This window comes from Corynebacterium glucuronolyticum DSM 44120 (genome assembly GCF_030440595.1).
Classification (GTDB): domain Bacteria; phylum Actinomycetota; class Actinomycetes; order Mycobacteriales; family Mycobacteriaceae; genus Corynebacterium; species Corynebacterium glucuronolyticum.
The window spans coordinates 959,604-971,890 of the sequence record NZ_CP047452.1 but is presented as its reverse complement, the minus strand read 5'-3'; the positions used below and the strand labels follow the sequence as shown (position 1 = coordinate 971,890).

Here is a 12,287-nt window from a genome sequence, read left to right as displayed (position 1 = left end):
CGCTACACGTTGAACTTGAACTCCACGATGTCGCCATCGCGCATAATGTAGTCCTTGCCCTCCTGGCGCACCTTGCCGTGGGCGCGGGCCTCAGCCATGGAGCCAGCCTCGATGAGCTCGTCGTAGGACACGATCTCGGCCTTGATGAAGCCACGCTCAAAATCGGAGTGGATGACACCGGCGGCCTGCGGGGCTGTCGAACCCTGCTTAATCGTCCACGCACGTGATTCCTTCTCCCCGGCGGTGAGGAATGTCTGCAGTCCAAGGGTGGCGAAACCGGCCTTGGCCAGGGTGCTCAGCCCCGGCTCGTTCTGGCCGACGGAGGCCAGCAACTCAGCGGCCTCGTCGGGCTCGAGCTCGAGAAGCTCGGTCTCGGTCTTGGCATCGAGGAACACGGCATCGGCGGGAGCGACGAGCTCGCGCAGCTCTTTTTTCTTCGCCTCATCGGTGAGCACGGCCTCGTCAGAGTTGAACACGTAGAGGAAGGGCTTCGCCGTCATGAGGTGTAGATCGTAGAGAAGTGACAGATCGATCTCGTCCTGTGCACTGAAGAGGGTGCGATCATCCTCGAGGATAGCCTGCGCCTTCTTCGTCTCCTCGGCCTGCTCCTTGATTTCCTTGCTCTTGCGGCCTTCTTTTTCCAGGCGTGGCAGGGCCTTTTCGATGGTCTGCAGGTCCGCCAGTATGAGCTCCGTGGCGATCGTCGCGATATCCGTTGCAGGATCGACGCGACCGTCGACGTGGATCACGTTCTCATCGGAGAAGGCACGCACCACCTGGCAGATTGCGTCGGCTTCGCGGATGTTGGAGAGGAAGGCGTTGCCCATCCCCTCCCCCTCGGACGCGCCCTTAACGATGCCGGCGATGTCGACGAAGGACACGGTGGCGGGGAGGATCCGCTCAGAGTGGAACATCTCGGCGAGGACCTTGAGTCGCTCGTCCGGGAGTTCGACCATGCCTTCGTTCGGGTTGATCGTGGCGAACGGGTAGTTCGCGGCGAGGACATCGTTTCGCGTCAGTGCGTTAAAAAGGGTTGATTTGCCCACGTTGGGCAATCCGACAATTCCAAGTGTAAGGCTCACAGCTCATTATCCTAGCAATGTCCCTTTTGCGGAATGTGTGGGCCATTGGGCAATCGTGCCGCAGGGTTGTGTCGCACAGTCTCGAGTGCTCTGACACAGCGGTTTACTTGCCGGGCCCAGTCATCCCGTCTTCGTAGACGAAGGTCGATGTCTCACCGTTATCTCGGATGAAGGTGACCTCCAGTTCCCCTTGCTTGCCAAACCGGACAAGGTGGCGCGCCACGACTCCCTCGATCCTGCCAATGCCGGGAGCTGGGCCAGTGAGCGTGAGTGTGAGCTTATCTTCTCGCGCGTCCATGTCGCACCGGACCACGTCCTCTTGATTCTCTGGCTCCGCAAGGGCGAAGATGACATACCCCATCTTGTTTTCTTCGTCCCATTTAGCCTCGATCTTGTGGCTGAAGTGGCTGGCAAGTTGCTTCCCGTACCGTTCCGCACGAGCGGACGCAACGTGGGCAATAGATACCATTGTTTCAGCATACCCTTTAGCTTAGCCAAGACTAACCAAAGTTTTCTATAGCTGGGGAAACACCGGAGTGTCATCGTGGCCATCTTTTAGGGCACAATAAGGGTGTGACAAAAACTCCTTCATCCGAGCCTGTCGACGACGCGACCGAGGCTAATTCTCCGGTCGGAGAAGCCGTCGCCGTCGGTTCACCGCAGTCAGCAGAGACGCAGGAGGCCATCGCAACCTTCAAGGAACTGCAGGAACGGGACAACATCGATCGCTCCACGATCCTCGCCGCAGGTGTCATTACGTTCTCCCACTGGTGCCTCCGACTGCTCGTCATCGGCGTCACCGTGTACGCAGGATGGCGCATCCTCGGCGCCCTTTGGCAAGGAGTTCTCCCGGTCGCTCTCGCGCTGCTTATCTCCTCTGTTTTGTGGCCACCGGCAGCCTGGCTCAAGCGTCATCGACTTCCAGCGTGGCTCGCCGCGCTCGTCACAATGATCACCGTACTCGGCGCGTTCTCGGCGATTATCGCACTCATCGCGCCCGGTGTCGCACGGCAATCTCAAACTTTGTACTTTCAATCAGTCGACGCGATCCAGCGCCTCCAGCTATGGGCCCAGGAACCCCCGCTGTCGCTCAAGGGAGAGGATTTCAACCGCATCTTCGGCGAGGCGGTGGCATGGATCCAACAGCAGGCTGGGAACATCGCCGGCGGGGTTTTCGCCGGCCTTGGGGCAGCCTCGTCGCTACTCGTCCTGGCCACCATCACACTCATCATTACCTTTTTCGTCCTCAAGGACGGGGAGCGCTTCATGCCATGGGCCCGCGCCTTCACCGGCCGCCAGGTCGGCTGGCACCTGACCGAACTCCTCACCCGCTGCTGGAACACCCTCAGCAACTACATCCGCGTCCAGGCCCTCGTCGCACTCATCGACGCCGTTCTCATTGGGCTCGGACTCGTTGTCATGAAGATCCCCATGGCCCTGGCACTGGCCACGCTCACCTTCGTTGCCGGGTTTGTGCCCATCGTGGGCGCATTTGTTGCGGGCACAGTGGCTGTCGCCATCGCCCTCGTAACGATGGGGCTTACCAAAGCGCTCATGGTGCTCATCCTCATCCTCATCGTGCAACAGCTCGAAGGCAACGTCCTATCTCCGATGCTGCAGTCCAAGGCAATGAATTTGCATCCGGCCGTCGTTATTCTGGTCGTCACCGTCGGCGGCGGGTTGTTCGGCATCGCCGGAGCACTGCTCGCGGTACCGATCACAGCGACCGTCGCTGTGCTCCTGCGTTACCTTTCTGACATTGTGGCACTGCGCTCCGGCGAAAAGACTGCCTCCGAAATCGAGTTCGCCACCGTAGCCGGATCCATCACAGGGTTACGGGGAGAAGAAGCGGCACGGGAAGCCCGGGAAGCGCAGCGCAAAAAAGCCGAAAGTAGAGGACTGAGCGACACCGATTCACTCCTTTCTCGAGCGCAGGAAGCCACCGCATCTCTCGCACACTTGTTCCATAAAACCGACGATTAAGACTCCTCAATCGACTACGGTTGGACGATATGAGTGCAACCGGCTTCATTTTCCTGCTGATCGGAATAGTCATCGGCATCCTCGTAGGGTTCTTCCTCCGCGACCGCCAAGCTTCATCGTCCCCCGTCGCACAGCTCCCTACTGCCAATCAGCTTGCCGATGCGATGGATGGAATCTCCTCCCGGCTGCACGCACTCGATGTCTCGCGCGCAGAAACATCTGCACGCCTAAATCAGGAAATGCAGCACCTTACACAGACAAGCCTGGCTCTTGCCGGAAAAACAGATAAGCTCCTCACCACGCTCGGAGGCCCGGGTCTTCGTGGTCAGTGGGGAGAAATGCAGCTCCAACGCGTGGTTGAGTTGTCCGGAATGATCAAGCACTGCGACTTCGACACCCAGGTTTCCACCACCTCCCATTCATCCCGCGTTCGCCCTGACCTTGTTGTTCACCTGGCAGGAGGACGGGATATCGTCGTCGATTCAAAGGTGCCCCTATCCGCCTACACTGATGCGCTGGAGGTCAACGACTCAGAGGAACAGGCAGGCTATCTCCGCCGCCACGCATATCTCATGCGTCAGCACGTCACGCAACTCTCCGCCAAGGATTACGCGCGCGGGTTTGCACATACACCCGAATTCGTTGTCATGTTTATCCCCGCAGATTCGTTCCTCGATGCAGCACTGAAATGCGATTCAGAACTCCTTGAGTTCGCCTTTAGCCGGAACATAATCATCGCGACACCGTCAACTCTCATGGCGCTCTTGCGCACCGTTGCGCTGGGTTGGCAATCCGCCGACGTAGAGGCCAAAGCCGGTGAAATCCACGCATTGGGCACACAGCTCTACCGCCGTCTCGCTACGCTCAACGAGCACTACGCAAAGCTAGGGAGCCTGCTAGACAAGACCGTCGAACAGTACAATGTAATGATCGGCTCCATGGAATCACGTGTTGCCGTCACCGCTCGGCGTCTGGCAGAACTCGAGCTCGATGGCGGAACGCAGGGCGAGCTCCCAGTGATCGAGCATCTGGAACGCCATCCACGGCACGCGTCTGGCCACAGCGCAGAGAACACGTGGGACATATAGCAGATCTGATTAATGCAATCTCAGTTCCCGTTCTGCACTTTGGCTAGGTAACATTAGGTTTCGTGTCCGATCAACCGCTGCAGAACAATCGACGTCCCGCCTCTAATCCTGGCGAGCGACGCCACCAGCCGAGCGCCTCGCACCGCGTAGACGCCTCTTCGGTATCCGCAGGGCAAGCAGACGACAATGAACCTCGTGGCCGGCAGAAATACTCGTTCACCCCCACGGCGTCGGCCCGCGTGTCCAATAAATGGGACTATCCGACGACAACAACGAAACGCTCTCCGCTGCCTCAGCCCGGGTCGGGCACCCCAGACCATGATCGCTCCACGCAAAATCGCAGGCGCCGACACACACACACGACGCCGTCTACCGACGCTGCTACGACCGCCACGAAGGTCAGTCGGTCGGCGCGCCCGCGCCCACCTCGGCGAGCAGAGGTGGGTGGCCATGAGAGCATTCATGGGATCCCACTATGGGCTGTTCCGCTCCTGCTCATCGCTGCTCTTCTTACCGGTGCAGTCATCTCCATGGCAGGAGGAACCCTGGGATGGATCTACCTCTTTTCCTTTGGCCTTATCAGCCTGTGCATAGCTCTGTTTGTAGAGCCACGAGGCATTTTTTTGGCTGTGGCACAGATCCCCCTCGTTTTTTCTATCGTCACGCCCTTCGCTGGCTGGCTCGTTGCGCAGACACACAGCGACAATAATTTTTCAGCCACCGTGCTCATCGGGGCGGCCTATCCGCTGTTCCAACAATTCCCCTTCCTCCTCATCATCACTGCGGGAGCTGCAGCCATTGGCTATCTGCGACTGGCACAACTCCGTCGCGCCGAACGTGGCGAAGTCCGGCAACGCGAAGAAACCTCCCGGCGGCAGCGTTCCTCAGATGAAAAAAATCGTCAGGTAGCACAGCGAGCACGCCGGATTTCCACATCCACGTCAGCACCAAGAAGCAAAGGACGCGCCCGAACAACGGGACACAGCGGCTCGACCGTAACGGTCCAGGATCTCTTGCGGCGCCAGGCCAAGGGGGGTTCGACGCACCACTCCTCGGCCAACCGCTCCGTCGACGACGACCTGTACCAGTAGGCGTCGACAAGTAAAAAATTCCTAGCGCTTAGCCCGGTTCGCAGGGCGAATCTCACGGGGAAGCCCGAAAACGAGCTTCTCTGTGGCGGTCTGAACCGTTTCCACCTCCGAAAAGCCGTGCTCATCGAGCGTCGCCAACACGTCTTTCACTAGAATTTCCGGAACAGATGCGCCGGAGGTCACCCCGACTGTGTTCACGCCTTCGAGCCAGGAATCCTCAATTTGGCTCGCGTAATCGATGAGGTAGCCAGCCTTCGCACCGGACTCCACTCCCACTTCCCGCAAACGCTTCGAGTTGGACGAGTTCTGCGAACCGACAACGATGAGCAAATCACACTTCGGCGCAATCGCCTTCACCGCACTCTGACGATTCTGCGTGGCGTAACAGATATCGTCGCTCGGCGGATTCTCCAGCTGCGGGTAACGCGCATGGAGCTTATTCACGATTTCCATCGTCTCGTCCACACTCAGTGTCGTTTGGGACAGCCAGATGAGTTTTTCCTCCGGGCCGAACTCCGGCAGCTCATCTACACCGGCAGGACCATCGACGAGGTGCGTTGTGTGGGGAGCCTCACCCATCGTGCCCTCCACCTCTTCGTGGCCCTTATGCCCGATGAACAAGATGGTGTAACCATCCCGGTCGAAGCGCTTCACCTCGTTGTGGACCTTGGTCACCAGCGGGCACGTTGCATCCAGCGTGTTCAGGTTCAACGATTTCGCCTCGCCACGAACAGCCGGGCTCACACCGTGGGCCGAAAACACCACGTGGGCGTCTTCTGGAACATCGGTTGTTTCATCAACGAAGATTGCACCGCGCTCAGCGAGCGTATCCACCACGTAGCGGTTGTGCACAATCTCCTTGCGCACATAGACGGGGGCACCGTATTTCTCCAACGCTCGTTCCACCGTTTCCACCGCACGGTCTACACCCGCGCAGTACCCACGCGGAGCTGCGAGAAGAACTTTCTTACCTGACTGGGCCTCGTTATCTACTGGCATGAATCCAAGGCTACCGTCTTTCGTCTTCGCCGTCACACGCGGGGCGCGGTAGGCTTCAAAGGACGAGCAATTGCAATGGAAAGGACGTAGGAGCCCCGATGGCGAAGCAGACGACAAGCCCTGACCACCCGTTTTCCGTATCCACCATCAACACTTTGGTGGGGAATTGGGTTGGGCGTCTCGGCGATGCATGGGTCGAAGGTGAGCTCATTCAAGTCAATATCAAACCCACGTGGTCCTTTTCTTACCTCAGCCTTAAAGATCTCAACGATGATATCTCCATGCAGCTGACTTGCCCCACGAACATCGCCACCGCCGCGAACATCACCAGCGGTGACCGCGTCATCGTCCACGGTAAGCCCCGCGTTTACCAGCGCAACGGCCAGTACTCGCTCATGGTATCGGAGATCCGGCATGTTGGTATCGGTGAAGAGCTAGCCCGCATCGAACAACTTCGTCGCGATCTCGCCGCAGAAGGACTTTTCCGACCGGAGCTGAAGAAGCCTCTCCCTGTCCTGCCCCGGTGCGTCGGTCTTATTACGGGTCAGGGCTCGGCTGCGGAGAGAGATGTACTCAAGGTGACCCACGATCGCTGGCCCGCTGTCCAGTTCAAAATAATCAACACCGCAGTCCAAGGACAACGCGCGGAACCAGAGATCATCGCGGCTCTGGCTCAGCTGGACACCGACCCCGATGTCGATGTCATCATCATCGCCCGCGGCGGCGGTTCCGTAGAAGATCTTTTCCCCTTCTCTCGCGAAGGTCTCGTCCGCGCGGTCGCCGCTGCGCAGACACCCGTGATCTCTGCCATCGGCCACGAACCGGATCAGCCAATTTTGGATAACGTCGCGGACTTCGCGGCGAAAACTCCAACGGATGCGGGCAAGAACGTCGTTCCAAATGCCATGCAGGAGGCACTCATGATCCAAGAAATGCGGAGCCGCGCGGCGAACGCTCTTCGGTCTTGGGTCGTGCGCGAGGAAGAAGGACTGGCGAACATTCGCTCCCGCCCCGTTCTTAAAAATCCCTATACCATCGTCGAGGAGCAGGAAGCCATCATCTCCGACTACACGCAGCGAGCGCGTCGTTGCGTGGCGGCGGTTTTCGCCCAGGAGGACCGCGACATAGTCAGTCTGCGCGCACGCGTGACTGCGCTTGGACCTGCAGCCACGCTGCAGCGAGGATATTCTGTGGTGCAGGTCGTCCCCCGGGATGGATCCGACACTCACGTAGTCACGACGATCGCCGAGACCCCACCCGGGAGCCAGCTGCGGATCCGAGTCACCGACGGATCCATCACTGCCGCAACGATGAGCACTACCCCCGCGGACTAAAAGCAAGACATTTTTACAACTACGAAAGGACCTTTCATCATGGCAGGAGAGACCATCGGCGCGGGAAACCGGCCGGAGTTTGAACCCGTTGAAAACCTCAGCTACGAGGAGGCCCGCAGCGAACTCGTCAACGTCGTCCGTGTACTCGAACTGGGACAAATGGGTCTAGATGAATCGCTCGCCTACTGGGAGCGAGGAGAGGCATTAGCAAAGCGGTGCGAGGAACATCTCAACGGAGCGCGAAACAAAATTGAGGCGGTATTAGGAACATCAGAGGACGATTCCTCTCTCCAGGCCTAAGAGAAACTTTTACTTGCGTGCCTCAATCGCGGCTGCCAGAAGTTCCTCCAACTCAGGTTCGTCAGCAGAGCCAGTGACTACCAGGCGATTTTCGCCGGTGTCTGCGATATACACATCACGCTCACCGTCAGCCGCATAGTGATGAGCCACCACGCCACCCACCGTGGGTGAACCGGTCTCTTCGTAGGCTGCCGCGTAGGAAGCGAGAATGTCATCGACCGATGCACTGGTTTGCATCAATTGTGCGTAGCCACCGGCTGGAGTCACCCACCCCACCGTCGGCGCGATGCTTTCACCGAAAGCTGACCGCCTGGCCGAGTTAGTCACCCACCCCTCCGGCATCTCAGGTAGCACCACCGGAAACGGCGAATTAGCCTGTTCCTGCTGGATGAAATTGGTGGCATCTACCTCCTGCACGGGACCGTTTTCAGGCGCGCCAGGGTTAAACGAGCACAGGCCGGTGAAACCCACTGAGATGACCATGATGACCACGATCACCGCCATGGACAGCGCCATATCGGACATTCCTTGAAATACACGAGGTTTCTTTTCAGCCACGGCATCGATTGTGCCAGATTACTTCTTTAGGAGACACATGAGGCTGTGCAGCATCCAAAGACCAGCAACCGTGCGGCCGGACCGAATAAGAAAAACGGACACCCCCGATTTAGTTGCTTCATCTTTCCGCCACGACCGCTTTACCTGGCGTTTCACTCCACACATCCGTTTTCGGCTGTGTGGTCATAACCATATGCCCTTTTAGGGAAGCGACAGTAGTACTCTGGGAAATAAGAAATTATTGACTGCAACTCCATATCCTGGCCTTTTGGCTTAGGCAGGTGCGGAGTGCAGTGTGTTCATACGCCTGTAGGAGGCCCAACCATATGACTGCTAACCACCCCGAAGCACCGGATCGTAACCTTGCTCTCGAACTCGTACGCGTGACGGAGGCGGCTGCACTCGCAAGTGGCCGATGGGTCGGCCGCGGCGAGAAAAACTCCGGCGATGGTGCCGCCGTCGACGCCATGCGCAAGCTCATCAATTCCGTTGAAATGCGAGGTATCGTCGTGATCGGTGAGGGCGAAAAGGACGAGGCCCCGATGCTGTTCAACGGCGAGGAAGTTGGTACTGGCAAAGGCGCTGATGTCGACATCGCCGTAGATCCAATCGACGGCACCACCCTGATGGCCGAGGGGCGTCCGAATGCGATTTCCGTTCTGGCTGCTGCTGAGCGCGGTTCCATGTATGACCCCTCTGCCGTTTTCTACATGAAGAAGATCGCGGTGGGCCCGGCTGCTGCAGGGCTCATCGATATCGAGGCTCCTGTCAAACACAATATTGAAGTGGTTGCCAAGGCGAAGGAAAAGCCGGTTTCCCAGATTGTTGTCTCTGTGCTGGACCGCCCGCGCCACGTTGACCTCATCAAGGAAATTCGCGCTGCGGGTGCCAAGATCCGTCTCATTCATGATGGCGATGTCGCAGGTTCCGTTGCCGCTGCCCAGTCTCAGACGATGAACTCCGTCGATATCTGCATGGGTACTGGCGGAACCCCGGAAGGCATCATCACGGCATGCGCAATGAAGTGTATGGGCGGCGAAATCCAGGGCATCCTGGCACCTCGTGATGAGGCAGAGCGCGAGAAGGCACGCAACGCCGGCCTTGACTTGGACACAGTTCTCACCACCTCGGATTTGGTCAAGTCCGATAACTGCTTCTTCGTCGCAACCGGTGTGACGAACGGCGATATGCTTCGTGGCGTGACGTACAGCCCTGACGGGGCCATCACTCGTTCCGTGGTCATGCGCTCGAAGTCCGGTACGGTGCGCTACATTGACTCCATCCACCAGCTCAAGAAGCTGCAGGAATACTCCGTAGTCGATTACGGCCCGAAGGATAAGTAGTCCTCCTTTTCCGCCTCCGGTTTCCCCTTCGCACGTGGCGCTTTGGCCTGACGAAAGGGACCGGGGGCGTTTTCTATGCGTTCCTTGGCTCACTCCAGACGTTGAGGTATGACAAATACCAAATCTTTCACGTTTTTACTCCAATCATCACACCACTGCTCGAGCGAACCGGCTAAGGTAGAAGGTGTTTACATACTCCGAGACAAGGAAGTGAAATGTCAGACCAGGAATACAGGATCGAACATGACACCATGGGCGAAGTGAAGGTGCCCGTCAACGCGCTCTGGCGCGCTCAGACGCAACGTGCAGTGGAGAACTTCCCCATTTCCGGCCGTGGGCTGGAGTCCCCCCAAATTTCTGCTCTTGGCCAGCTCAAGGCTGCGTGCGCCAAGGTGAATAAGGCCTTGGGGCTTCTCGATGCAGAGAAGGCCGATGCAATCATCGCTGCAGCGAAGGAAATCGCTAACAACGAGCATGACGATCAGTTCCCCATCGACGTGTTCCAAACTGGCTCTGGCACGTCATCCAACATGAACACCAACGAGGTTATCGCCTCCATCTGCCACAACAACGGCGTAGAGGTACACCCGAATGACCATGTCAATATGGGACAGTCCTCCAACGACACGTTCCCCACCGCAACGCACATTGCTGCCACGGTGGAGACGGTTAACGACCTCATCCCCGGTCTCCAGGTTCTCCACGATGCGCTGGCGGAGAAGACTGAGGAGTGGGAAGAAGTGGTAAAGTCTGGCCGCACTCACCTCATGGATGCCACGCCGATCACCCTCGGACAGGAATTCTCCGGCTACGCTCGTCAGATTGAGGCCGGTATCGAACGTGTTCAAAACGTTCTCCCCCGCCTCGGCGAACTTCCGATCGGTGGTACTGCCGTAGGAACCGGCCTCAACACCCCCGCCGAATTCGGCGAAAAGGTGACGGCCGAGCTCGTCAACCTCACCGGTGTCGATGCGCTTCGTCCCTGCAAGAACCACTTCGAGGCGCAGGCTGCCCGTGATGGCCTCGTTGAATTTTCGGGTGCCATGCGCAGCGTTGCCGTTAGCCTGAACAAGATCGCTAACGATATTCGTCTTATGGGCTCCGGTCCGCTCACCGGTCTCGCTGAGCTCCGTCTCCCCGAGCTGCAGCCGGGTTCCTCCATCATGCCGGGCAAGGTTAATCCGGTTCTGTGTGAGACCGCCACGCAGGTGGCGGCGCAGGTCATCGGTAACGACGCTGCTGTTGCTTTCGGTGGCGCCCAAGGCCAGTTCGAGCTCAACGTCTTCATCCCGATGATGGCTCGTAACGTTCTGGAGTCTGCTCACCTGCTGGCAAACACCGCCCGCGTATTCGCAGAACGCCTGGTCAAGGGAACTGAGCCGAACACCGACAAGCTGCGTCACTCCGCAGAGTCCTCCCCGTCCATTGTGACTCCGCTGAACTCTGCTATCGGCTACGAGAACGCAGCAAAGGTAGCAAAGACGGCTCTCAAGGAAGGCGAGACCATCCGCCAGACCGTTATTGACCTGGGCTTCGTTGACGGCGAACAGCTCACCGAAGAAGAGCTGGACAAGCGTCTCGATGTCCTGAGCATGTGCAACACGGAACGCGACGCATAGTTCCTCGCGTAAAAATAAAACCCCGTGATTTCAGCTTCCGTTGAACTCACGGGGTTTTTAGCGCCCCCATGCGCATCAGTCACGTCGGTTGGCGTCCTTATCAAACCCCAAACCGATGAACAGCTCGTTATGTGCCTCCACGAGGTAACTGTCAAGCAACGTCACGGCTTCCTTGAGGTCCCTGCGCTCTACTACTGTGAGAATCTGGCCATTCACTTTGGAGAAACGGCTGTGCAGTCCAGGCGTATCGGAGTATTCCAGAAAGGCGATACGAGACCGTGCATTGATTGCCTGCATTGCTTCGCTCAGTGTAGGGGAGCCGGCGGCATCAACGATTGTTTGGTGGAATCTGCCGTTGGCCGAACCGACAACCATCCAATTAGCTTCCCGGATAGCTTTCTGCTGATCTGCGTACACGGACCGAAGTTTTTGCAGCGAATCTTCGTTTCTGATGAGTGCTGGCAGGGCTCCGATTTCGACGGTGCGACGGAAAGAATAGATATCACGCAGGAGAGATGCGGTTGTCTTGAGAACAAAGACACCCCGGTTCGGGAGATGTTCGACAAGGCCCGCGTGAGCCAGCAAGCGGAAAGCTTCCCGGAGTGTGTTGCGAGAAATGCCGAGTTCCTCTGCGAGTGCGACCTCTGCGAGGCGCGCGCCTGGTTCGAAATGGCCATTGAAAATCTTGAGAGTCAGCGAGTCTGCAGCAATCTCCGCTGTCATGCGGACCGCCGACCCATCGGGGGCAACACGACACCGCTCGGGATCCGGCGACGATGTGGCAAACTCGGGCCGGTGAAGAAGGTACTCATCCCCACTTTCAGGGGTGAATTCGGGGGTATGTGTGAGGTCGCGCATAATAACTTTTTCTCCTTCAAGTTCAAGCAGCT

Annotated in this window: 12 protein-coding genes; 7 read left to right on the top strand and 5 right to left on the bottom strand. The window is 58.1% G+C overall.

Annotated elements, in window-relative coordinates:
- Positions 1–2: 2 nt before the first annotated feature.
- Both ychF and CGLUCO_RS04580 read right to left on the bottom strand, forming a co-directional pair.
- Positions 3–1,082, bottom strand: coding sequence for a redox-regulated ATPase YchF (gene ychF, locus CGLUCO_RS04585; protein WP_005391906.1), 1,080 nt, complete (start codon positions 1,080–1,082; stop codon positions 3–5).
- Positions 1,083–1,185: 103 nt separating this feature from the next.
- Complete coding sequence (locus CGLUCO_RS04580; RefSeq protein ID WP_005391905.1) at positions 1,186–1,551, bottom strand: DUF2218 domain-containing protein; 366 nt, start codon at positions 1,549–1,551, stop codon at positions 1,186–1,188.
- A gap of 104 nt (positions 1,552–1,655) precedes the next feature.
- On the opposite strand from CGLUCO_RS04580, the gene CGLUCO_RS04575 reads away from it, so the two are divergent.
- The 3 genes from CGLUCO_RS04575 (at position 1,656) to CGLUCO_RS04565 (ending at position 5,244) form a co-directional block, all read left to right on the top strand.
- The gene (locus CGLUCO_RS04575) at positions 1,656–3,065 is read left to right on the top strand and encodes an AI-2E family transporter (RefSeq protein WP_005395872.1); all 1,410 of its coding nucleotides are present in this window, start codon (positions 1,656–1,658) and stop codon (positions 3,063–3,065) included.
- Positions 3,066–3,094: 29 nt separating this feature from the next.
- On the top strand, positions 3,095–4,153 hold the full coding sequence (locus CGLUCO_RS04570; RefSeq protein ID WP_005395870.1) for a DNA recombination protein RmuC: 1,059 nt from the start codon (positions 3,095–3,097) through the stop codon (positions 4,151–4,153).
- A gap of 62 nt (positions 4,154–4,215) precedes the next feature.
- On the top strand, positions 4,216–5,244 hold the full coding sequence (locus tag CGLUCO_RS04565; RefSeq protein ID WP_231286154.1) for a DUF6542 domain-containing protein: 1,029 nt from the start codon (positions 4,216–4,218) through the stop codon (positions 5,242–5,244).
- 21 nt (positions 5,245–5,265) lie between these two features.
- Here CGLUCO_RS04565 and CGLUCO_RS04560 read toward each other — a convergent pair whose 3' ends face one another.
- Entirely contained in the window at positions 5,266–6,243 is a 978-nt protein-coding gene (locus tag CGLUCO_RS04560) for a 4-hydroxy-3-methylbut-2-enyl diphosphate reductase (protein WP_050762634.1), read from the bottom strand.
- Between the two features lie 98 nt (positions 6,244–6,341).
- Here CGLUCO_RS04560 and xseA point away from each other — a divergent pair, with 98 nt between their 5' ends.
- On the top strand, positions 6,342–7,577 hold the full coding sequence (gene xseA, locus CGLUCO_RS04555) for an exodeoxyribonuclease VII large subunit (protein ID WP_084035872.1): 1,236 nt from the start codon (positions 6,342–6,344) through the stop codon (positions 7,575–7,577).
- 39 nt (positions 7,578–7,616) lie between these two features.
- Positions 7,617–7,877: an exodeoxyribonuclease VII small subunit gene (locus CGLUCO_RS04550; protein ID WP_005391899.1), complete on the top strand. Its 261-nt coding sequence runs from the start codon at positions 7,617–7,619 to the stop codon at positions 7,875–7,877.
- 9 nt (positions 7,878–7,886) lie between these two features.
- Here CGLUCO_RS04550 and CGLUCO_RS04545 read toward each other — a convergent pair whose 3' ends face one another.
- Positions 7,887–8,435: a DUF4245 domain-containing protein gene (locus tag CGLUCO_RS04545; RefSeq protein WP_231286153.1), complete on the bottom strand. Its 549-nt coding sequence runs from the start codon at positions 8,433–8,435 to the stop codon at positions 7,887–7,889.
- 326 nt (positions 8,436–8,761) lie between these two features.
- On the opposite strand from CGLUCO_RS04545, the gene glpX reads away from it, so the two are divergent.
- Positions 8,762–9,778 carry a class II fructose-bisphosphatase gene (glpX, locus tag CGLUCO_RS04540; RefSeq protein ID WP_005391893.1) on the top strand — a complete coding sequence of 339 codons (1,017 nt, stop codon included), beginning with the start codon at positions 8,762–8,764 and terminating at the stop codon, positions 9,776–9,778.
- 215 nt (positions 9,779–9,993) lie between these two features.
- A complete protein-coding gene (locus tag CGLUCO_RS04535) occupies positions 9,994–11,397 on the top strand; it encodes a class II fumarate hydratase (protein WP_084035874.1) in 1,404 nt (467 codons plus the stop codon).
- Between the two features lie 75 nt (positions 11,398–11,472).
- On the opposite strand, the gene CGLUCO_RS04530 is transcribed toward CGLUCO_RS04535, so the two are convergent.
- Positions 11,473–12,255 carry a GntR family transcriptional regulator gene (locus tag CGLUCO_RS04530; RefSeq protein WP_050765606.1) on the bottom strand — a complete coding sequence of 261 codons (783 nt, stop codon included), beginning with the start codon at positions 12,253–12,255 and terminating at the stop codon, positions 11,473–11,475.
- Between the last annotated feature and the right edge of the window lie 32 nt (positions 12,256–12,287).

What these genes read in the sequence shown, in the direction of transcription:
- CGLUCO_RS04580 (WP_005391905.1), bottom strand. Translation starts at nt 1,551, where the DNA reads ATGGTATCTATTGCCCACGTTGCGTCCGCTCGTGCGGAACGGTACGGG.
- CGLUCO_RS04570 (WP_005395870.1), top strand. Translation starts at nt 3,095, where the DNA reads ATGAGTGCAACCGGCTTCATTTTCCTGCTGATCGGAATAGTCATCGGC.
- CGLUCO_RS04560 (WP_050762634.1), bottom strand. Translation starts at nt 6,243, where the DNA reads ATGCCAGTAGATAACGAGGCCCAGTCAGGTAAGAAAGTTCTTCTCGCA.
- xseA (WP_084035872.1), top strand. Translation starts at nt 6,342, where the DNA reads ATGGCGAAGCAGACGACAAGCCCTGACCACCCGTTTTCCGTATCCACC.
- CGLUCO_RS04550 (WP_005391899.1), top strand. Translation starts at nt 7,617, where the DNA reads ATGGCAGGAGAGACCATCGGCGCGGGAAACCGGCCGGAGTTTGAACCC.
- glpX (WP_005391893.1), top strand. Translation starts at nt 8,762, where the DNA reads ATGACTGCTAACCACCCCGAAGCACCGGATCGTAACCTTGCTCTCGAA.
- CGLUCO_RS04535 (WP_084035874.1), top strand. Translation starts at nt 9,994, where the DNA reads ATGTCAGACCAGGAATACAGGATCGAACATGACACCATGGGCGAAGTG.
- CGLUCO_RS04530 (WP_050765606.1), bottom strand. Translation starts at nt 12,255, where the DNA reads ATGCGCGACCTCACACATACCCCCGAATTCACCCCTGAAAGTGGGGAT.